This is a genomic window from Synoicihabitans lomoniglobus (assembly GCF_029023725.1).
Taxonomy (GTDB): Bacteria; Verrucomicrobiota; Verrucomicrobiia; order Opitutales; family Opitutaceae; genus Actomonas; species Actomonas lomonigloba.
This window is the reverse complement of the sequence record NZ_CP119075.1, coordinates 829,732-850,249: the sequence shown is the minus strand read 5'-3', so window position 1 is coordinate 850,249 and position 20,518 is coordinate 829,732. Positions and strand designations below refer to the sequence as shown.

Genomic DNA, 20,518 nt, shown 5'->3' with positions numbered 1-20,518 from the left:
CCTCGCGCCATGTCCATTCCCTTTCGCTCAAATTTACTCCTCGCTTTCGCCGGTTCACTCCTGTTCGCGACCGGACTCCACGCGGTCGTCTTTCTTCAAGTCGAGTCCGATGGCAACCTCACCAATCGGAGCACCCATTTCGCTCCGGGATCGACCATCCGAATTCACCCCGACCAAAACACGCCGACCGACGGACCGATCTACCAATGGGTCCACAACGGTTCCCCGGTCTCCGGCGCGGTGGAACGCGAACTGGAGCTCGCCAACCTGAGCTCGGCAGACAGCGGAAACTACCGCCTGCAGGTGACTACCGGCACCCGCACGGAAATGAGCACCAACACGATCGTCATCAATGTCGTGCCCCCATCGCCCGCAATCGTTGATACGTCTTTCAGCGCCGCCGCCGACACTCCCCGCGGGACTATCGTGGCCCTGCGGGGAGACGGCACCGTGTTTCTCCGTTCGGGAAACTCCGCCGACCCAGCGCGCCTAGTAACAAAATTAGCGCCCGACGGGACTTTGCTCCACACCACGCATCTGGCCGCCGACTCTGGCACGGTCCTGGCGGTATTGGCGGATGATAGCATTATCACCGCCACGGCACCTCACCACGTGGCTCCCGACGGTGTGGCGCTCTCGTTCAGTCTGCCCGCAGATTTCGACGCCGCCCAACCCTTAAGCGAAGTGCGCGTCGCGACCGACGGGAGTTTTTTTGTGCGACAGGGCGATCACCTCGCGCACTTCCAATCCGATGGCAGCGTGGACTCGGGGTTCGAATTCAGCGCACCCGCCACCGCCATGCTCAAAGGGTTCGATCTGGATCATCTCAATCGTCCGTTGATCAGACTGCGCTACCCCAACCCCGAACGCCCGACCGACTACACCTACGGAACGGATCGCACGGCTCGGCTGAAGGTCGATGGCACCGTGGACCCCAATTTTGTCGGTCCCCGCTCGCAAGTGCTCTACAGTCACCTTTACCTCTATCCGCTCAACGATGGCCGCTGCGTCGTGTTTGAGATCTACCACGGCTACAATAAGATCTTTGTGATTCAGGAAACCGGCGGAAGTGTTCCCGGCATTTCCCCGGTGGAATGGCTGCCATCCACCGAACCACCCGAAGTCGATCGCTCCACCGGACTGATCTACTTTCTGCCCTACTCCCCGGATCCCGTCCGATATCGCCTGAGCTCCACTGGCATCGTGGCTGACGACAGTTTTTACGCCGGCTACCAACGAGACTACACCGGCTCCTATAGTCTGGCCCCGAATGGCAGCCTCTTTGTCACCGGTGATTTTTCCACTTGGGAAAACCACGCGACGACCCATCTCGCCCGACTGCGCACCGACGTGAGCCTCCATGATATGCTGCCCCCCTACGCCAACATCGGAGGCGACGACAACATCGCCCGCGGCGAAAACATCACCCTCTCGGCCCATGTCACCGGCACGGGGCCGTTCACCTACCAATGGTTGGCTTTGGACGGTCAACCGCTCCCGACCGACCCCACATCACCCACGTTGGCGATTTCCGACGTCCAACTTGAAAACCTCGGCCGCTACCAACTGCGAACCTCCGGCCCCGGCGGCACGACGCTCAGCAACGTCGGCAAACTCGCAGGTGAACACTCCGTCGTTGGCCTGGCCAACCTGTCCGGCCGGGCCGTGCCCGGTGATGGGGAGCGCGCCATGGTGGCGGGATTCAGCGTGAGCCGATCGGCGGCAGGCACACCCAGTTTCTACATGTTGCGCGGCGTCGGACCGTCGCTGCTCGACCACGGAATCGCCGCGCCGTTGAGCGACCCCAGCCTGACAGTATTTTCAGCCGACGCGGAAGAGATTGCCGCCAACGACAACTGGACGAGCGATTCCACCAACCACAGCCAAATCATCGGTCGCAGCGCGCAGTTCGGGGCCTTCCCGCTGCGCGATCCGAGCCTCGACGCCGCCTTCCAAGTGGGCGTGCAGGAAACCAGTCACCTGACCGTGCACCTGAACAAAACGGCTGGCGATGAAGGACCAGCGTTGTTGGAAATCTACGAAATCGCTGACTTTCAGGACAGCAGTCGTCCCGCGAATCTGGTCAACCTTTCGCTCCGAGCTCACGCGGGACCCGGCGACGCCACGGCCGTGGCCGGCTTTGTCCTGACCGATCCCCTCGGCTACCAGCGCCCGGCCCGGGTCCTCGTGCGCGCGATCGGTCCTTCCTTGAGCAACTTCAACATCACTCAACCCCTGCCCGATCCCGTGATGACGTTACATCACGCAAACGGCGACGCCATCGCAACGGTGGACAACTGGGGTGACGACAGTGATGCCGATGGCCTCGCTGCCACGATGGCCGAAGTCGGCGCATTCGCCTTGGAACGCGAATCACTCGACAGCGCACTGGTGCTCGAACTGTCCCCCGGTCCCTACACCCTCTCGGTCACCGACCCGGAACAGCGCACCGGCGTCGTGATCTTGGAAATCTACCTCGTGCCCTAATAGAGAACCACCTCGAGACGACGCACTGAAAATCACATCGCGGGCGTCCCCTTCGCGACGGGCATGATCACAATGAGTGCATGCCCGTTATTTCCCGTCTGGTTGAACTCCATCCTGCAATCACCGCATGGCACCGTGAGCTGCACCAGCACCCGGAACTGTTGTTCGAGACGCACCGCACTTCGGCGTTTATGGCGGAAAAACTCAGGGCGTTCGGCTGCGACGAGATCAGAACCGGGCTCGGTCGCACGGGCGTCGTCGGCGTGATTCACGGTCGCCAAAGATCCAGCGGCCGCGTTATCGGGCTGCGCGCCGACATGGATGCGTTGCCCGTCGTCGAAACCACCGACCTGCCCTACGCTTCGCAACACGAGGGATTGATGCACGCCTGCGGTCACGACGGTCACACCGCTATGTTGCTCGGCGCCGCCAAATATCTCGCCGAGACGCGTAACTTCGATGGCACCGTCGTGGTGATTTTTCAACCCGCCGAAGAAGGCGGCGGCGACGGTCGTGAAATGTGTGAAGATGGCCTCACGACTCACGACCGGCAGCGCACAATTTACCGTAAATCTCCACGACCAAAGCGGCGAAACCGGCACGGCATTGCTCGAGATCTACGACGCATCCAACCCGTCCGCGCCCAAGCCCGGTGAGATCACCAATATATCTTTGCGGGCCCATACTGGCGACGCCAACGCTGTTGGCCGTGGCAGGATTCGTCATCGACGATCCACAAAATTTCGGCCTCAAGGCCCGTGTTCTATTGCGCGTGATCGGTCCCGCATTGACCGACCAAGGAATCGCCCAACCGCTCGCCGATCCCGTGCTAACACTCTATAACTCCGTCGGCGAAGTGCTGCGTGCGATCGACAACTGGTCCGATGATGCCGATGCCATCGCTCTTGCCGCCACTATGCAGGAAGTCGGCGCCTTCGCCCTCGCTCCAGATTCTCTCGACGCCGCCGTCGTGCTGGATCTCCCCGCCGGAGCTTACACCCTCACCGCCACCAGCGCCGACGGCAGCGCAGGTATCGCGCTGCTTGAAATCTATCTGGTGCGCTGAAATTTCGTTGTAACAGGATGGACCCGATGCCGCACGAGATCACAACGCCTTGGCCAGGCTGATGAGGGCGCGGGGCAATTCGTGGTGCACGCAACGAAACGGGAGTTCGCCGCATATCAGCGGGACAAAATCTCCCGCATATCCCGCGCGCTCATGCGCGGCGCGGTCGGGCGCATAGCCCACGCCTCCGACCAATCCGACGATCCAGGTGTGCACATGCGGTGAACCTTTCAGCACCGGCGCTTGCAGACGGTGATACGGTTCGAGTCCACAACCCAGGATCGCCACCGGTCCCAATTGCAACCCGTGCAAACAAACCGGCGGATTCGGCGCGCGCTCGCCTCGAAACTGCGATCGCACGGCTCGCAGTCCCTCCAAACGCGCCCGCTCCATGCCCAAGGTTTGCAGCGGTGGTTCACCACCCGTGTGCGGATGGTCTGAAATGCCAACGGTGTCGAAACACGCCTCCAGCTCCGCGATGCGTTGATCGATTTTGCCGCGCGACCACGCCTGCCGCGCAAACACCTCGTCGCGCCGGATCGACTGGAACGTATCCATTTCTAGGTGACGCCCCACCTTCAGCCCATGGCGCAACGCCTTCCCGTATTGTCGGGCAATCGCGTGCAACGCCCGCCGCGATTCGGTGGGCACCCGATGGTTCAGTTTGGGATTAATATCGCCCAACGCGCCCGGTAAAAACATGGCCACGCTGCCTGGATAAGTCCGCTCCACGTGCGCCGACGCGAGTCCCACAAAATCACCATGAATCGCTGCGGTCTTCTCGCCGTAGACGACCGGGTGACAGCCAAAGTGATGCAGCATGCCCACCGGCCGATTCCCCGACCACGCCGCCAGAACTCTCACCGTGGGATCGGTGTGCTCCGGATGATCCGGCCGCCACGCCGGATCCATGCGGTCGGCAAAATTCGCCGCCAGCGCAAAACCGGCATCAGTCTCCCGATTCACCGCAATGCCTTCGCAGGGCACTTCGGCGTGCCGCCACGCCAACTCGGCGCGCGATTGCCAAGCTTCCACGGCGGCTTCGGCGGCTCGCGCCGGCAGGGTCTCGACATACATGGCGTCCGCCTCGCCCCAGCCAAACATGCCTCCCACGGACGGACTGCTGTGGGTGTGCGTCACCGATACCATCACTTCCTTCGGTCTGCAGCCGATCCGTTTCGCGACCGCCGCCTGCAAGCGGGCCGCCAATTCACGCGGCACCCCGCACAACTCCACACTCAACACCACCGCGCATCGCCGTCGATCCGTCAGCACCATTGCTCGGGCGCGCAGCGGGGCGATGATTTCCCGGGCCGCCCGATTGCGATACGGTCCGTAGCCGGCCAATTGCACCCCGAGCCGGGGCGTAATGTCGCTCGATCCAAATCCTGTCTGTATCATCGCCGGGCGGAGTCCGCGGAACCGTGCCGATGTTCGTGCTCCCGCAATGCCTCGATCTGCGACTCCACTTTAAGGATAATTTCCGCCATGCGATCGACGCTATCATCCTGCGGGTCCACGAAGTCAAAACGCGTTTCAATCGCGTGCGCCACGCGCCACCGACAATTCGGCAAATCCATGTTCCGATAATCGACGCCCGCTGCCTCCAGCGTGGAAGCCCACGCCACACGCGGCCCGCGATAATCCTGCCAATGCAAGCGCGGCCAATCCGGGATCGGGGACGGCACGTAGCCAAACGCCAGGAGCCCTTCCGCTTTCAGCGCGGCCACAAAGGTATCCCGCGTCACTCCGGCCGCGTCGGCGTCAAACGTCATCGAGCACAGGTGGTAAACCGGCTTCACTCCCGTTTCATAGTTGGGCAAACGCACGAATCGAGCTCCGGCGATGCGTTCCCGCAATCGTGCCGCGTGCCGCCGCCGCTCCGCAATCCAACCGCCGAGATTACCGAATTGTTCGGTGAGCAACACCGCGTTGAGCGGGGTCACCCGATAGGTATAAACGAGCGAGTCGACCCACGGTCGCAGGTCATCGGGAAAATCGGCTTCGGGCGAACGGCCCATGTGTTGGCCGATCATTGACGCCTTCCAAAAAACCGACTTATCCGGCGTGACCAAATACCCGGCTTCCGTCGTCGGCAGCACCTTGCCGCCCATGCAGGAGAACCCCGCGGCATCGCCCACCTCTCCCACGCGCATCCCATCAATCTCGGCCCCATGCGCCTGACTGCCGTCCTCGATCAATTTCAGGTCGTGCCGGTCGGCGATCTCGCGCAAGCGCCGCAGGTTGGCCGGTTGCCCATAAAGATGCACCGCGAGAATCGCCTTGGTGCGCGGTGTGATCGCGGCCTCGATTTTGTCCGGATCGATGAGTCCGGTGTCGCGGAGCACATCGACGAATATCGGCACCGCATTTTGATGGAGAATGCAGGAGGTCGACGCCCCCCAGGTGTAGGGCGTCGTGATCACTTCATCGCCCGCGCAGATTTCGAGGCCGGCGAGAGCTCCTTGCAAAGCCGCGTGGCCGGAGCTGCAGGCGAGCACTTCCCGCCCCCCGTGGTAACGCGAGATCGTTTCCTCTGCTTCGGCAATTTCCGGCGAATGAAAGCGACCCAATCCCACCGCTTTGCCTTCGCGCAAGACCTGCTCCACTCGCGCAATCGCACGATCATTGAAAATCGGAAACTTGGAGTAGGTCACCTCACCCACGGGCGTGCCGCCCAGCAGAGCCAGCGAGGATGCGACCGAAGTCGGAGTCGGGGAAGAAGCCATGCCACCAGCCTATCACACCGCTCCTGCCACGGGGAATGGCCGACCCTACGAAACCATGTTCGAAGTTACACTTGGCGGAGTTTCACGGCGCAACATCCAGACGCGCGGTGCGCAACCGGTCGCGCGCTTGAACGCATGGCTGAAACTGAACGGGTCCGAAAAACCGAGGTCCGCGGCCACCGCCTTCACGCTCGCCCCCGGGCGTCGCAACGCCTGCTGCGCTCGCGCCATGCGCTCGGCCATGATGAAACGTCCGAGCGGCGTGCCTGTGACGGTGCGGAACAATACCGTAAGGTAGTTCGGCGAGACCTGCACCGCCCGCGCTACTTCGGCCAGCGACAGCGGTCCGCCCTCCGCTTCGCGCACAAAGTCAATCGCCTGCTCCACCAGGCGCGCGCGGGTATCGAGTCGGGCGTCACCTTCTTCCAGGAGTCGGCGATACAGGGTCAGCGCAATCGTCAGCAACGCTTCCCGCAGCCGGTCGACATCCGGTGGTTGAGGTGCCGCCGCCAGCCGTCGCAACAGCTGCAAACGTTGCCCGACTTCCGCCGGCAACAACGCGAGGTCCATCACGTGCTCGATCACAAACCCATCCGCGTGGGAGTAACGCGTCACATGCAGCCGCGGATCCCGCGGGCTCAAACTCAGCCACATCAATCGATACCCCACGCTCGATTTCAAATAAGCCTCGGCGTGGGCGGTTTCAGCCGGACAGATCACGAGGTCGCCCGTCGCCAACGCGCACGCCTGGTGGTCGAAACTAAACCGACACCGCCCTTCCAACATGAGGCAAAGCTCCGCATGCGAGTGAGCGTGATCCTCATCGTAAAGCACGGGGTCGAAACGCTTCCCTTCCCGCCCATCCGTCGGTCGTCGACCGGTCCATGGTCCCCACACGTGCACCGGTCCCAATCCACCCAGGACGGTCACCAACCCACGACCCAAAAACGCGGCGAGTTCCGACGTCCCCTCGCCGCCATGATCTGTCGTCGAGGTATTCTTGCGTTTCACCGTCACCCGTTCACGCCAGCAAACTTGAGACCCATAAACAAGCTCTCCGCATCACGTCTCATGAGGAATTCGCCATGGATTGCCATTGTCATCCGTCCCATCCGAGCTCGTGATTTTCTCCTCCAGCGACGCGATGAATTTTCATCAATTTCGCCCATGCTTCACGATGAAGCATATCCGCCCGTTCGCTGATTATTCTTATGCCCATCATTTCCCGCATCCACGAACTTCATCCTGAAATCACCGCCTGGCGCCGCGAGTTGCACCAGCATCCGGAATTGCTGTTCGAGACGCACCGCACTTCCGCGTTCGTGGCGGAAAAACTCAAAGCGTTCGGCTGCGACGAGATCAAAACCGGCCTCGGTCGCACCGGTGTGGTCGGCGTGATTCACGGTCGGCAAACCACCAGCGGTCGGGTCATCGGCCTGCGCGCCGATATGGATGCGCTACCGATCGTCGAGTCCACCGACCTGCCTTACGCTTCGCAAAACGAGGGCCTCATGCACGCCTGCGGTCACGACGGCCACACCGCCATGTTGCTGGGGGCCGCCAAATATCTGGCGGAGACGCGCAACTTCGACGGCACCGCCGTGGTGATTTTTCAACCCGCCGAAGAGGGCGGCGGCGGCGGGCGGGAAATGTGCGAGGATGGGCTCATGACGATGTTCGGCATCGAGAAGGTTTACGGGATGCACAACATGCCCGACATGCCGATCGGCGCGTTCGGGATTCGGCCCGGTCCGTTCTTCGCGTCGACCGATCAATTCATCATCGATATCGAAGGTCGGGGTGGGCACGCGGCCAAACCCCACGAGACCGTCGATCCCACCGTGGTTGCTTCCCACCTCACGCTCGCGCTGCAGTCGATCGTGTCGCGCGGCGTCGATCCGATGAGTCCACTCGTGGTTTCCGTGACGAGCTTCCATACCAGCGGTGACGCCTTCAACGTCATCCCGGCGAGCGTGCAACTCAAAGGCACGGTGCGCAGCATGGACGCCGAGTCGCGGGAATTCGCCCGCCGGCGCCTCCAGGAAATCGCCACCCACACTGCCGCGACATTTGGCGCGGTCGCCAAGGTCACCGACATCCCCGGCTACCCGGTCATGGTCAACGATGCCGCCGAAACTGATTTCGCCGTTTCGGTCGCGCAAACCGTCGCCAGCGCAGCCCAGGTCGATCCGGCGGCAGCCGCCATCATGGGCGGCGAGGATTTCGCCTACATGCTCGAAGAGCGCCCCGGCGCCTACATCCTCGTCGGCAACGGCGATTCGGCCATGCTCCACCATCCGGCTTACGATTTTAATGACGAGGCCATACCGCACGGCAGTTCTTATTGGGCGCAATTGATCGAAACCAGCCTGCCCCTTTCCTGATCCGGCGATCCCGCGTCGAGGCGACGCGTCAGAAAATCAGCTCATCATTTTGAGTCAAAACATGACCGACATGCGATGGGGCCGGGGCACACGGTGTGCTCCATCTTCAAGCCATGAGCATGCCGACCATCCCTCCCACCACGCGCACCTTTATCAAGGTCACGGAGGTTTGGATCCCCGACCGCAGCGGTCAGTTTCTGGAGTTCTCCGGCGGCATCTACGGCGACCTGAATGAGTTTCGCCGAATCAGTCGTCACGAACGCTTCAACCACGGCGAGGGGCTGCCCGGTGCTGCGTGGGCGCAGCGCCGGCCGGTGATCCTGTCGGAGTTTACCACGGAAAACTTCAAACGGACGGCGGCGGCTCATGCGGCGGGGCTGACCTGCGGCATCGCGTATCCGGTGTTCGCGGGCGAGTTTTTGACCGGTGTGCTCGTGTTTTTCTGTGGTGAGGACGAGGGCAACGTAGGTGCCATCGAAGTGTGGGGGCGCGATCCCACCGACCAACTGGGGCTCAAGTTGGACTCCGGTTACTACGGCAACCTGAAGGAATTCGAATTCATCTCCCGCCACACCACGTTCCGCAAAGGCAGCGGATTGCCCGGTATGGTCTGGGACCGCTACATGCCGGTGATTCTCGACAACATGGATGACTCCGGACCGTTCTCGCGGGCGCTCGACGCCACTCGCGCCGGGATCACCACCGCGTTGGGATTGCCCTGCTCCGCCTCCACCCGCGAATCATTCGTATTGTGTCTGCTCTCGGTGGGCGAGTTGCCGATTGCGCAGCGCTACGAGATTTGGGAACCCGACGAGAGCCTCCAAGTTCTGCACCTGAAGGATGCCGCCGACGAATCGGATGTCCGTCATTTCGAGCAAATGAGCACGGTGCAATTACGGCGGGGCGAGGGCCTGATTGGCGAGGTCTGGCGTTCCGGCGCCCCCCAAATTGCCGACAAACTCGACATGGTGGTTTCACCTCCGTTCGTCTCGGCCAAATCCGCGGGGTTGGATCACGCCGTGGCTCTGCCCGTCTTGGGCAACGGCTTCCTCAAGGCCGTCGTCGTCTGGTATTTTTAACCCTGCCGGGCCGCCGAAATCACGATCACACTTGTCGCGTCCCTCATTTGACGCTCTGGGTATGCTTTACCCATGAGCAATCCTTCCGTCGAAAACGTCGTCATTGTTGGCACCGGCTGCGCCGGCCTCACCGCCGCCATCTACACCGGCCGCGCCAACCTCAACCCTCTGGTCCTCGAAGGCACCCAACCCGGCGGTCAGCTCACGACTACCTCGGAGGTCGAAAATTTCCCCGGTTTCCCCGAAGGGATCGACGGCTTCATGCTCATGGACAACTTGCGCAAACAGGCCTCCAAGTTCGGTGCCCGCTTCCAACAATCCCTGGTCGACTCGGTCGACTTCACCGTCTCTCCCCGCAAGCTCGTTTGCGCGGGCAAGGAGATCCTCGCCCACACCGTCATCATCGCCACGGGCGCGTCCCCGCGCTTGACCGGTGTGCCCGGCGAAAAGGAATTATACGGCGGCAAGGGCGTGACGACCTGCGCCACCTGCGATGGTGCCTTCTACCGCAAGATGGATGTCGCCGTCATCGGCGGCGGTGACAGCGCGGCCGAAGAGGCGCTCTTTCTTACCCGTTTTTGCAGCAAGGTTTACCTCGTGCATCGTCGCGATGAGCTGCGCGCCTCCAAGATCATGGCCGACCGCGCGACTTCGCACGAAAAGATCGAGATGGTCTGGAACAGCGTGCCGGTCTCCGTCGAAGGCGTCGAGGAAGGCTCCGTCAGCGGCCTGCGCATCAAGAACACCGTTTCGGGCGAAGAAAGCACCCTGCCCATCAAGGGCCTCTTTGTCGCCATCGGCCACGTGCCGAACACCGGGCCGTTCAGCCCCGCGCTCGACACCGATGAGGGTGGCTATTTCAAACCCGCCGCGGGTTCACAGGTGCAGACCAATGTCCCGGGTGTCTACGTTGCCGGTGACTGCGCCGACCACGTTTACCGCCAGGCCATCACGGCTGCGGGGATGGGTTGCGCGGCCGCGATCGAAGCCGAACGCTGGCTGGCGGAGCACGAATAAGTCTCGCGGGGAACGGGCTCCGTTCGCCTCGGCGAGCGGCCCTCCACGCGTCATCGCTCCGCACTCAGCGCGATGCGCAGCGTCTTCATCAGCTCATCGATATCGAAGGGCTTGGCCATCACCTGCCAGGTCGGTGAGATAAGGTTGCTGGCTTCGGCCAGCTGGGTGGAGTAGCCACTGCATATGATCACCTTCAAGCGGGGATGCTCGGCTTGGAAACTTCTCGCGATATCGAAGCCGGTGGTTCCTCCCGGCATGATCATGTCGGTAACGAGCAAATCAAATCGCCGCCCGCCCTCCTCCCACAACCGCGTGGCTTCGTTGCCGTTTTGAGCCATGACGACCTGAGCTCCCAATTTCTTCAAAATCCGAAACACCAAAGCTCGCACGGACGATTCGTCCTCCACCAGAAGCACCCGGGCGGGGGAAGCCAGCAGACCGGATATCGCCCCGCCTCGCACGTCCCATCGCTGATTTTCGGCCTCCGCTGCTGAATCACTTTCATTCAGGCGGTCGAGTTTCACCACGAACGTCGTGCCTTCGCCCTCGACACTGTTCACTTCCAACGTCCCGCCGTGTTCACGCACGATGGAAAAGACAGTGGCCAACCCCAGACCGGTGCCCTGCCCCACGGGCTTGGTGGTAAAAAATGGTTCATAGATGTGGTCGATCACTTCCTTCGGAATTCCGCAGCCGTTGTCGGAAACCGACAGGATCACCTGAGTGGGCGAAGCCCCGCCGACTTGGGTGGGGCGGGACTGTTTCACGGCGGTCGCGATCCGCAAGTGCCCGCCGCCGTCGATCGCATCTCGCGCATTCACCGCAAAATTCATCAGCACCTGCTCCATCATTCCAGCGTCGGCCAACACGGCACAGCGCTCCGGGGTCAAGTCGAGTTCGAGCGTGATGTTCTCACCAATCATGCGACGAAGCATTTTCGAGAGTTGCACCACGATCTCGTTCAGATCCACCCAGCGACGGCTGATCGGGCTGCGGCGACCAAACGTCAGCAGCTGTCGCGTCAACGACGCCGCGCGATCCACCGCGCTGGTCGCTTCATTCAACGAATACGTGTCTTCCTCCACGGTCCCGCCCATTTGCAGCAGCCCCAGATTCCCCCGAATCACGGTCAAAATGTTATTGAAATCATGGGCGACGCCGCCGGCCAACTGCCCCACCGCCTCCATTTTTTGCATCTGCCTGATCTCTTCTTCGTGGTGATGTTGATTGATCGCCATCACGGCCAGACGCACCCCGAGTTCGACCGTGCGGTGGTTCCACTCTCCCGGTGTCGCCGTGTCGTGGTGGAAGGTCAGAAACGTGCCGAGAACCCGGTGGTCCTGCGCCATGATAGGCACGACCCGACACGCCCGTATCTCCGGCCGCATGCCACCCAATGAGGCGAACAATTCGGCGTCGCCGGACTCGGCGTCGTCACCGAAAACAATCGCCGGTTGGCGCGTTTCCACGGCTACGCCAAAAACTCCGCCGACGCTGGCTCTTGCGACCACCTGCTCCCAACCGATTCTCGCCTCCGCACTCAGGTCCGGCGCCGTCACCAGATTCAAGCGATTGGTCGCCACGTCGAGCAGATGAATCGCCCCACCCGCGCAACCACCCTGACGCACCACCATGCGCACGATCCGCTCCAACGCCGGCTCCATTTGCCGTCCAATCGCCAGCATTTCCAAAATCTCTTGTTGGTCGGACTGCAGAATTTCACTGCGCCGGCGGACGGAAACATCCCGGAAAATCACCACGACTTCCTGCGAGGTGGCGGGCACCAGGCGCGCTTCGACGGCGAGAGTGCCGACTTGAAACTCGACCGTTTGAGCGGCGCGAGCCGTCGCAGTCGCGAGCAGCGCATTCATGAGCACAACGCCGGCGGACGGAAACGGAGCCGACGCAAGATTTTGCCCACGCAACGCGGGTGAATCGATGTTCATCGCGCAAAACTCTCCGGCGCGACCGTCCAGAATGGTGCCGTCCCCCGATACCCGCACCAGAATATCCGGCAGAGCCTGAAACAATGCCCGCATCTCACCGTTGGCCCTGACGAGTTCCTCCGAACTCAGGTCCAATGAGCGTTCCAACATGCGGCGATCATCATCGAATTCCCCGTAGGACCGATCGACGGTGGCCACAAACACGTCCCAGTCCGCATCGGTCGGCACCCCATCGGGATAGCAACGCCCCAACTGACGGCGTAACAGCGAATGTCTCGTTGGTCGGTTGCTCATACCTCCCGCAAGGTCGTTATCGTCATGGTTTGGTTGTGCAGTTCGCAGGAGGCCCCGGCCGAAAACGGCGAAATCTCACCATAAGAGTAAAAACCGGCCAACGTGGGACGGGGGCCGAGCACTTCCCGAACGCCTTCCACTTCTTCCTCGATGCGTTGCCGCAGGAGAAGTTTCCGTCCCACGCAACTGATCAAAAGCGCCACCTCCGCCGTTCCGTCATTCAAGGCCGCCACGCTGGTTCGGGCGGCATCGGCGGCCCCGTCGATCAGCCGATCAAAATTGGCCTTCATTAATCGGGCATAGGCACCTTCCGGCACATCGCCGGCGAAAGTCATGCTCTGGCTGGTTTCGTCGATTCCCAGCACCGTGCGCACCAACGGATCGCCGCCCCACGGCATCCGCAGACTCATCGGAAACAACAGCGCAGACGCCGGCAGGTCCGCCGCGTGCCGCCCCAGATAGTGTTTGTAAACTTCCAGAGCGGACCGCCCGTCGAACTCATAGAGCACATTGTCCTGGGCCTTCGTCACCAAACGTTCCGGCCCGAACGGATCCCAACCGCCCAACGATCCGAAACCGATTTGCAAAGCTTCGCCGTAAAGACCGACCGCGACCACGGCATGCTCATGCAATTCGCCGCCATCAACCACCACCGTCTTGGCAAACCGCGCCCCATCACCTGCCAAACCTCCGGTCACCGATACGTCGGTCGGCAACCCCTTGGTCAATCCGGCCACCAACGCCGTCCCGTTGACCACCAGCCCATCGGAAAGCACGAAAACGTGCTTCAACGGCATCACCGCACCCGCGTCACTTGTCATCGTTCGCGGCAGGCGATTCGCGAGCAGCTTGCCGGCATCAAAACTCTCATTGGCCGCGTGCAATGAGGTGCGCGCCACCTCCACCAGTGATTTCTCAAACGCCATCACGGTGGCGACCGCGGAATCATCCTTCACCGCCACATCGACGATCTCCCCCGCCGTCGAACATCCCACGATGATCCCCTCCGGATACTTTTCGACCAACTGGGACAACACCTGCGGTCGAGCCAGGACGTTCGGTGCTCCAAACACCGTGATCAAAATCGACTGGGACGAACCAACGTGAGGCGGGGCGACAGGCGACCAACCGGTCGACTCACTCCATTGGAACTGCGATACATTCATGTCAGGTTGGGTTAAAGTTAGCGACGTCTGCGGGGCGTCCAGTGACGACGTTCCTCCTGTTTCAATTCGGGCTCTCCGCCGGAACCTTAAGTTCAATTTCGTCCGAAGCTTACGTAACCGGCCCCTACGAAGTTCCACCCATTTCCCCGGTTCCGCCCTCCGCCCGGGCGGCCCGAATTTTCATGATCTTTCAACTTGCCCGAACCTGCGTCGGCCAACCCCCTTGGGGCTATGCCACCGCCCACTTCCACTGCCTCGTCCCGCTGGGGTTGCTATGAACGGTTGATGCCGGCGGAGATCGAACGCATCGCCACCGCTCACCCGGTGGTGTATCTACCGTGGGGCGCGCTCGAATACCACGGCCACCACGCCGCCGTGGGCCTCGATGGCCTCAAGGCCCACGGTCTCTGCCAAGCTCTGGCCGCAGAGGCAGGCGGACTCGTGCTGCCCCCCGTTTACGTGGCGGCCAATACGATCAAAACGGCGCCCGACCTGAAGTTTCCCCGCCACTCGCTCGACTTCAGCGAATCGCTGCTGCGGGGACTCGCCCGCGAACACTTTGATCAGCTCGCCGACGAAGGTTTCCGCGTGGTGTTTGCCCTGTGCGGCCACGTGGGCCAACCGCACTACGACATCATCAAAGAAGAGGCCGCCGCCGCCCATGAGCGCCATCCGGCCACACACGTGATCGCCACGTCCGAGACCGATCTGGTTTCCCCGGAGTTGTTCGTCGTCAACCACGCCGCCCTCGGTGAGGTGTCGCTGCTGATGGCCACGGATCCGGATTGTGTCGACCTGACTCGACTGCCGGCGGATCGCGAGCCCACGCTCGCCGACGACGCGGTCTGGGGACCGGACCCCCGCCCGGCCAGCACCGAGAAAGGTCGCACGTATGCCGCAGCCTTCGTCGCTGCCGCCCGCGACCGCATCGCCGCCGCCCTTAACCCGTAATCCGGAAATAGTTTTTATGAAATATCGCACGCTCGGCCGCACCGGCCTTTCCGTCAGTGAAGTGGGATTTGGCACCTGGGCCCTCGGATCGCCGGTCTACGGCGGGGTCGAAACCAACGACGCCCACACCGCCATTCGCGGCGCCCTCGATGCCGGTATCACGTTCTTTGATACGGCACCGCTTTACGGGACGAAAGAGGAGGACGGCATCGCGGAAAAAGTGCTGGGAAAAGGCCTCGGCTCCGACCGCGACCGCGTCACCATCGCCACGAAATTCGGCCGCTACCCCACCAAGGGTCATCTCAACACGTTCTTCCACGCCGAGGGCGTCACCACTTCGGTGGAAGACAGTTTGCGTCGGCTCGGCACCGACCGCCTCGACGTGTTGTTTTTCCATTCTCCCTTCGGCCCCGAACAGATCGAAGACAGTGTCTGGCAGGCACTCGAGGATCTGAAGACCAGCGGCAAAGTGCGTGCCGTGGGCCACTCCATTTCGTTGCCCGAACAGACCATGGGAATGGCCCGTGAATGGGCCGGAGACGGCCGCATCGATGTCGTGCAAGTCGTCTATAGCCTCATGAACCGGGAGCTCGAGACGCTCATCAACGATCTCGGGACGGCCGACATCGGTGTCGTCGCCCGCGAGTCGCTCGCCAACGGTTTCCTCGCCGGCGTATTCACGCCGGAGACCACGTTTGCGCCCGGCACCATCAATGCCCGTTACTCCCGCGACGAGATCGTGGAACGCGTGGAAACCGCCAACCGCTATCGGGATCTTCTCGTGCGCGGCGACATATCCAGCATGCCCCAAGCCGCGCTGCGCTGGGTGCTCGATAACCCTCGCGTTTCCACCGTGCTCGCTGGTTCTCGCCACGTGCACGAAATCGTCGACTGCGCCGGTGCGTCCGAAGCCGCATCCTACACCGCGGCGGAACTGGCTCAGGCTCGTGAGCTGCACGTGAAGGAATTCCCTCCGGCGTAAACGGATGCGGTGGAGGAATTTGCTCCGACCACCGCCCATCTCCCCATCCAACATGTAGGAGCGTGCTCGCGCGCGATCCATGCTGCCTCCCCGCGTCGGGGCACCAAAGCCGAAGCAAATGGGCGCTATTTAGAATTATTCCAATTCCATCTTGCGAATTGGAACCATTCCAATTTCGGTGTCCTTTCCTCACGCCACATGACTGCCGCCACCGCATCCCCCGACCCCTTGTCCCATCGCCTCACCGCGTGTGGACTCCGCCCCACCGCGCAGCGCGAAACCGTCTTCCAAGTCTTGCTCAGCAAGCGCGACCACCCCACCGCCGACGAGGTGTTTGCCCGCGTCAAAGAGGTCATGCCGACCATTTCTCTGGCCACCGTCTACAACTGCCTGGAAGCGCTCGTGCAACACGAGCTGGTGCGGGCCGTCAATTTCGAGCGCGCGCCGACCCGCTACTGTCCCAACCTGCATCCGCACGCCCATTTTCACGACGAAGCCGGTCGCACGCTCGATATCGAGTTGCCGCCCAATCTGCTCGAACAGCTGCGATCCCTCCTGCCCACGGGCTACGCCGCCAAGCACATCGAAATCAACTTTCACGGCCACACCACCGAATCCTGAGCGGCCCCACCACTTTCAAATTTTTAATTTTCAGCGTTTCAGCTTTTTCAAAATCAACATGAACACCCTCGAAATCCGAGACCTCACCGTCGCCCTCACCGCCACTCCCGATCAGCCCATCGTCAAGGGACTCTCCCTCACGATCAAAACCGGCGAAGTTCACGCCATCATGGGCCCCAACGGCACGGGTAAATCGACCCTCTCCAAGGCCATCGCCGGGCATCCCGACTACGAGATCACCGGCGGCGATGTCCTCATCGACGGCACATCCATCCTCGAAATGGAGCCCGATGAACGCGCCCGCGCCGGAATCTTTCTCGCCTTCCAATACCCGGCTGAAGTCCCCGGCGTTTCCATCGCCAACTTCCTCCGCGCCGCCGAACAAGCCCGTCTCGGCGAGGGCGAAAACATCAACGCCCCGCAGTTCTACAAAAAGCTCTACGGCAAAATGGACGAACTGAAGATCGACCGCAAGTTCACCTCCCGTTCCGTCAACGATGGCTTCTCCGGCGGCGAAAAGAAACGCTGCGAAATTCTCCAGATGGCCATGCTCGAGCCGCTCTTCGCCCTCATGGACGAAACCGACTCCGGCCTCGACATCGACGCCCTCAAGATCGTGGCCGAAGGCGTCAACCGCCAACGCAGCGCCAACCTCGGCGTGCTCATGATCACCCACTACCAACGCCTCCTCGGCTACATCGTGCCGGATTTCGTGCACGTCATGTATGACGGTCGCATCGTGAAGAGCGGTGACAAAAACCTCGCCATAGAGCTCGACGAAAAGGGCTACGACTGGGTCAAGAGCGAGCTCGCCGAAGCCGCGACCGCCTGACGGCGAGTTGAAATCGCAAGTCGAAGTTGAAGACCATTTCAACGCCGACGCAGATCCTTAAACTTAATCTCAAAACTTAATCTTTTCATTATGAAGCCACCCACCGAACTCGAAGCCCCCGTGGCCGAGAACCCGGCCGAAGGCATCGACCAGTCCGCCGGCGATTTCACCTACGACGTCAAATACGACTACGACGCCGGAGCCGGATTGACCGAGAACACCGTCCGCTACATCAGCGACGTGAAAAAGGAAGAGCCGTGGATCCTCGAGTTCCGCCTCAAGGCCCTCCAGACGTTCCTCGACAAGCCCATGCCCACCCACTGGGCGACCAAGGATCTCAACAACATCGATTTCGACAAGATCCGCTACTACCTTTCCCAAGGCCAGGCCCCCAAGCGCACCTGGGATGAGGTGCCCGACGATATCAAAAAGACCTTCGAGCGACTCGGCATCCCCGAGCAGGAGCGCAAGTTCCTCGCCGGCGTGGAAGCCCAGTTCGATTCCGAAGCCGCCTACTCCAACATCAAGGAGATCGTGGCCAAGGAAGGCGTCATCTTCATGGGCTCGACCGAGGCCCTCCGCGAGCATCCCGAGATTTTCAAAAAGTGGTTCGGCAAGGTCATCCCGACCTCCGACAACAAGTTCTCCGCGCTCAACAGCGCCGTGTTCTCCGGCGGCTCGTTCATCTACGTGCCTCCCGGCGTCAAGGTCTCGCAACCACTCCAAGCCTACTTCCGCATCAACGCGGAAAACTTCGGCCAATTCGAGCGCACCCTGATCATCGTCGATGAAGGTGCCGAGGTCACCTACATGGAGGGCTGCACCGCCCCCAAGTTCTCCACCGCGACCCTGCACTCGGCCGTCGTCGAGCTCGTCGCGATGAAGAACGCGAAGATCCAATACATCACCGTCCAAAACTGGGCGGCCAACGTCTACAACCTCGTCACCAAGCGCGGCCTCGCCCACGAGGGTGCCGAGATCAAGTGGATCGACTGCAACATCGGCAGCCGCCTCACCATGAAATACCCGGGCGTTGTGCTGAAGGGCGAAGGCGCGCGCGGTGAGGTCATCTCGATCGCACTCGCCAACGACGGCCAGCATCAGGACACCGGCGCCAAGATGATCCACGCCGCCAACAACACCACCTCGACCGTCATCTCCAAGTCGATCTCCGTCGGCCAGGGGCGTTCCACCTACCGCGGCGTCGTGCACATCCCCAAGCATCTCAAGGGCTGCAAAAACAACACCGAGTGCGACGCGTTGTTGATCAACTCCAACTCCCGCACCGACACCTACCCGGCCATCACCGTGCGCGGCAATGACCACGCCGTGCAGCACGAGGCCTCCGTCTCCAAGGTCAGCGAAGAAATGATCTTCTACATGCAGCAGCGCGGCTTGTCCGAAGCGCAGGCCATGAGCCTCGCCGTCAACGGATTCGTCAACGACCTCGTCGCCCAATTCCCCATGGAATACAGCGTCGAACTCAAGCGCCTCATCGACCTCGAAATGGAAGGTTCCGTCGGCTGAGGGCCAACCAACAGCCTGCCCAATCCGTTTTCAGCTATCAGTAGTCTTACTATGTCCACTTCTGTCTCCGCCTCACCCTTTACGGGTCTCGACGCCGAACGCTTCTCCATGCACCTCGCCCAGCGCAGCTACCTGCCGGCGTGGTGGACCGCCGCCAAACAGGAGGCCTGGAACGAGTTCACCGCCACGCCCATGCCCGCCCGCAACCACGAGAACTGGCGCTTCGCCAATCTCGGTGGTCTCGCCCTCGACGGTTTTACCGTGCCCGAGGAACATGCGAGCCTGGTCCCGCATCTGCCGAATTTCCCGCACGCCAAGGAAATCATTTTTTCCAACCGCCAGGTCGTCGGCCGCACCAGCCTGTCGCGTGAACTCGCGAAACAGGGCGTGATCTTCGCGCCCCTCGACGAAGCGTTGCGCGATCACCCCGACCTCGTGCGCCGTTACTTCCAGCAGCATCCGGTCAATCTCGGCAGTGAGAAATTCATCGCGCTCAACATCGCCTTCACCGCCAGCGGCACCTTCCTTTACGTGCCCAAGGGCGTGAAGGTCGACCTCCCGTTCGTGGTGCAACACACCATCACCGGCGACAAACAGTCGATCTTCCCCCACACCATCGTGGCCCTCGAAGACGAAGCCGAAGCCACTCTCGTGGAATTCTTCGTGTCCGGCGACAAACTCGCTCACCTCGCCTCCGGCGTGAACGACCTGCACGCGGGTCAGAACGCGAAGCTCACCTACGTCGGCGCGCAAAACTGGTCGCACGAAACGCTGTCCTTCCAGGCCAACAGCCTCACCGCCCAACGCGACGCCCGTATCACCTGCCTCAACATCCATCTCGGTGGGCGCCAGGCACGTCACGAATCGCATTCGCGCCTGCAAGGTCCCGGTGCCCACTGCGACATGCTCGCCCTCACCGTGGCCAAGGAAAATCAGGAGTTCGATCAACGCACCCTGCAATCCCACCAGGCTCCCCACACCACTTCGGATCTGCTCTACAAGAATGCGCTGCTCGACAAGGCGAAGACCATTTTCTCCGGTCTCATCGTCGTCGATCCCGATGCCCAGCAGACCGACGCCTACCAGACGAACCGCAACCTGCTGCTCTCCGACGAGGCGGAATCCAACAGCCTCCCCGGCTTGGAGATTCAGGCCAACGACGTGAAGTGCTCCCACGGCGCGACCTCCGGCCGCGTGCCCGAAGAACAATTGTTCTACCTCACTTCCCGCGGCATCGATCCCAAGAAGGCCCACGAGCTCATCGTCTTCGGGTTCTTCGAGGAAGTCCTCAACAAGCTCGAGAACGAACATCTCCACGCCGTCCTCAGCGACCTGATTCAGTCCAAGTTTAAGAAATAAACCGGCGGTCAGCTCCCAGCAAACAACGGTCGGGCTGAACGACCAAAAGATTGCTGACACGGGCTGATGGCTGAAAGC

The 20,518-nt window shown here is 61.6% G+C and carries 16 protein-coding genes and 1 pseudogene; 12 read left to right on the top strand and 5 right to left on the bottom strand.

Going from position 1 to position 20,518, the window contains the following annotated elements; all coding sequences use genetic code 11:
• Nucleotides 1–9: 9 nt before the first annotated feature.
• The 3 genes and pseudogenes from PXH66_RS03170 (at nucleotide 10) to PXH66_RS03160 (ending at nucleotide 3,553) form a co-directional block, all read left to right on the top strand.
• Nucleotides 10–2,487 carry an immunoglobulin domain-containing protein gene (locus tag PXH66_RS03170; protein WP_330930380.1) on the top strand — a complete coding sequence of 826 codons (2,478 nt, stop codon included), beginning with the start codon at nucleotides 10–12 and terminating at the stop codon, nucleotides 2,485–2,487.
• An 80-nt stretch (nucleotides 2,488–2,567) separates the two neighbouring features.
• Nucleotides 2,568–3,023: pseudogene (locus PXH66_RS03165) on the top strand (amidohydrolase); the annotation flags it as partial.
• Nucleotides 3,024–3,196: 173 nt separating this feature from the next.
• Nucleotides 3,197–3,553 (top strand): hypothetical protein, encoded by a 357-nt coding sequence (locus PXH66_RS03160; protein ID WP_330930378.1) that lies wholly within the window; start codon nucleotides 3,197–3,199, stop codon nucleotides 3,551–3,553.
• A 39-nt stretch (nucleotides 3,554–3,592) separates the two neighbouring features.
• Here PXH66_RS03160 and PXH66_RS03155 read toward each other — a convergent pair whose 3' ends face one another.
• The 3 genes from PXH66_RS03155 to PXH66_RS03145 are packed head-to-tail and all read right to left on the bottom strand — an operon-like array spanning nucleotide 3,593 to nucleotide 7,293.
• Nucleotides 3,593–4,954 carry a neutral/alkaline non-lysosomal ceramidase N-terminal domain-containing protein gene (locus tag PXH66_RS03155; protein WP_330930377.1) on the bottom strand — a complete coding sequence of 454 codons (1,362 nt, stop codon included), beginning with the start codon at nucleotides 4,952–4,954 and terminating at the stop codon, nucleotides 3,593–3,595.
• Complete coding sequence (locus PXH66_RS03150; RefSeq protein WP_330930376.1) at nucleotides 4,951–6,282, bottom strand: DegT/DnrJ/EryC1/StrS family aminotransferase; 1,332 nt, start codon at nucleotides 6,280–6,282, stop codon at nucleotides 4,951–4,953. Before PXH66_RS03150 ends, PXH66_RS03155 begins: the two co-directional genes overlap by 4 nt.
• A 45-nt stretch (nucleotides 6,283–6,327) precedes the next feature.
• On the bottom strand, nucleotides 6,328–7,293 hold the full coding sequence (locus PXH66_RS03145) for a helix-turn-helix transcriptional regulator (protein WP_330930375.1): 966 nt from the start codon (nucleotides 7,291–7,293) through the stop codon (nucleotides 6,328–6,330).
• Between the two features lie 200 nt (nucleotides 7,294–7,493).
• Here PXH66_RS03145 and PXH66_RS03140 point away from each other — a divergent pair, with 200 nt between their 5' ends.
• The 3 genes from PXH66_RS03140 to trxB all read left to right on the top strand — a co-directional run bounded on the left by PXH66_RS03140 (nucleotide 7,494) and on the right by trxB (nucleotide 10,762).
• Nucleotides 7,494–8,666: a M20 aminoacylase family protein gene (locus tag PXH66_RS03140; protein ID WP_330930374.1), complete on the top strand. Its 1,173-nt coding sequence runs from the start codon at nucleotides 7,494–7,496 to the stop codon at nucleotides 8,664–8,666.
• A 113-nt stretch (nucleotides 8,667–8,779) separates the two neighbouring features.
• The gene (locus tag PXH66_RS03135; protein WP_330930373.1) at nucleotides 8,780–9,745 is read left to right on the top strand and encodes a GAF domain-containing protein; all 966 of its coding nucleotides are present in this window, start codon (nucleotides 8,780–8,782) and stop codon (nucleotides 9,743–9,745) included.
• A gap of 72 nt (nucleotides 9,746–9,817) precedes the next feature.
• On the top strand, nucleotides 9,818–10,762 hold the full coding sequence (gene trxB, locus PXH66_RS03130) for a thioredoxin-disulfide reductase (protein WP_330930372.1): 945 nt from the start codon (nucleotides 9,818–9,820) through the stop codon (nucleotides 10,760–10,762).
• Between the two features lie 50 nt (nucleotides 10,763–10,812).
• On the opposite strand, the gene PXH66_RS03125 is transcribed toward trxB, so the two are convergent.
• Nucleotides 10,813–13,002: an ATP-binding protein gene (locus PXH66_RS03125; RefSeq protein ID WP_330930371.1), complete on the bottom strand. Its 2,190-nt coding sequence runs from the start codon at nucleotides 13,000–13,002 to the stop codon at nucleotides 10,813–10,815.
• Nucleotides 12,999–14,168, bottom strand: a complete 1,170-nt coding sequence (locus PXH66_RS03120; protein WP_330930370.1) for an FIST signal transduction protein — start codon at nucleotides 14,166–14,168, stop codon at nucleotides 12,999–13,001. The genes PXH66_RS03125 and PXH66_RS03120 overlap by 4 nt, the downstream gene beginning before the upstream one ends.
• A 231-nt stretch (nucleotides 14,169–14,399) precedes the next feature.
• On the opposite strand from PXH66_RS03120, the gene PXH66_RS03115 reads away from it, so the two are divergent.
• The 6 genes from PXH66_RS03115 to sufD all read left to right on the top strand — a co-directional run bounded on the left by PXH66_RS03115 (nucleotide 14,400) and on the right by sufD (nucleotide 20,440).
• Nucleotides 14,400–15,119, top strand: a complete 720-nt coding sequence (locus PXH66_RS03115; RefSeq protein ID WP_330930369.1) for a creatininase family protein — start codon at nucleotides 14,400–14,402, stop codon at nucleotides 15,117–15,119.
• A 16-nt stretch (nucleotides 15,120–15,135) separates the two neighbouring features.
• A complete protein-coding gene (locus tag PXH66_RS03110; RefSeq protein ID WP_330930368.1) occupies nucleotides 15,136–16,101 on the top strand; it encodes an aldo/keto reductase in 966 nt (321 codons plus the stop codon).
• 198 nt (nucleotides 16,102–16,299) lie between these two features.
• The gene (locus tag PXH66_RS03105) at nucleotides 16,300–16,722 is read left to right on the top strand and encodes a Fur family transcriptional regulator (protein WP_330930367.1); all 423 of its coding nucleotides are present in this window, start codon (nucleotides 16,300–16,302) and stop codon (nucleotides 16,720–16,722) included.
• A gap of 58 nt (nucleotides 16,723–16,780) precedes the next feature.
• The gene (gene sufC, locus PXH66_RS03100) at nucleotides 16,781–17,554 is read left to right on the top strand and encodes a Fe-S cluster assembly ATPase SufC (RefSeq protein ID WP_330930366.1); all 774 of its coding nucleotides are present in this window, start codon (nucleotides 16,781–16,783) and stop codon (nucleotides 17,552–17,554) included.
• Nucleotides 17,555–17,644: 90 nt separating this feature from the next.
• Nucleotides 17,645–19,081, top strand: coding sequence for a Fe-S cluster assembly protein SufB (gene sufB, locus PXH66_RS03095; protein ID WP_330930365.1), 1,437 nt, complete (start codon nucleotides 17,645–17,647; stop codon nucleotides 19,079–19,081).
• A 51-nt stretch (nucleotides 19,082–19,132) separates the two neighbouring features.
• Nucleotides 19,133–20,440: a Fe-S cluster assembly protein SufD gene (sufD, locus tag PXH66_RS03090; RefSeq protein ID WP_330930364.1), complete on the top strand. Its 1,308-nt coding sequence runs from the start codon at nucleotides 19,133–19,135 to the stop codon at nucleotides 20,438–20,440.
• Nucleotides 20,441–20,518 lie beyond the last annotated feature (78 nt).

Coding starts and splice junctions, on each gene's coding strand:
- PXH66_RS03170 (WP_330930380.1), top strand. CDS start 10: ATGTCCATTCCCTTTCGCTCAAATTTACTCCTCGCTTTCGCCGGTTCA.
- PXH66_RS03155 (WP_330930377.1), bottom strand. CDS start 4,954: ATGATACAGACAGGATTTGGATCGAGCGACATTACGCCCCGGCTCGGG.
- PXH66_RS03150 (WP_330930376.1), bottom strand. CDS start 6,282: ATGGCTTCTTCCCCGACTCCGACTTCGGTCGCATCCTCGCTGGCTCTG.
- PXH66_RS03140 (WP_330930374.1), top strand. CDS start 7,494: ATGCCCATCATTTCCCGCATCCACGAACTTCATCCTGAAATCACCGCC.
- PXH66_RS03135 (WP_330930373.1), top strand. CDS start 8,780: ATGAGCATGCCGACCATCCCTCCCACCACGCGCACCTTTATCAAGGTC.
- trxB (WP_330930372.1), top strand. CDS start 9,818: ATGAGCAATCCTTCCGTCGAAAACGTCGTCATTGTTGGCACCGGCTGC.
- PXH66_RS03125 (WP_330930371.1), bottom strand. CDS start 13,002: ATGAGCAACCGACCAACGAGACATTCGCTGTTACGCCGTCAGTTGGGG.
- PXH66_RS03120 (WP_330930370.1), bottom strand. CDS start 14,168: ATGAATGTATCGCAGTTCCAATGGAGTGAGTCGACCGGTTGGTCGCCT.
- PXH66_RS03115 (WP_330930369.1), top strand. CDS start 14,400: ATGCCACCGCCCACTTCCACTGCCTCGTCCCGCTGGGGTTGCTATGAA.
- PXH66_RS03110 (WP_330930368.1), top strand. CDS start 15,136: ATGAAATATCGCACGCTCGGCCGCACCGGCCTTTCCGTCAGTGAAGTG.
- PXH66_RS03105 (WP_330930367.1), top strand. CDS start 16,300: ATGACTGCCGCCACCGCATCCCCCGACCCCTTGTCCCATCGCCTCACC.
- sufC (WP_330930366.1), top strand. CDS start 16,781: ATGAACACCCTCGAAATCCGAGACCTCACCGTCGCCCTCACCGCCACT.
- sufB (WP_330930365.1), top strand. CDS start 17,645: ATGAAGCCACCCACCGAACTCGAAGCCCCCGTGGCCGAGAACCCGGCC.
- sufD (WP_330930364.1), top strand. CDS start 19,133: ATGTCCACTTCTGTCTCCGCCTCACCCTTTACGGGTCTCGACGCCGAA.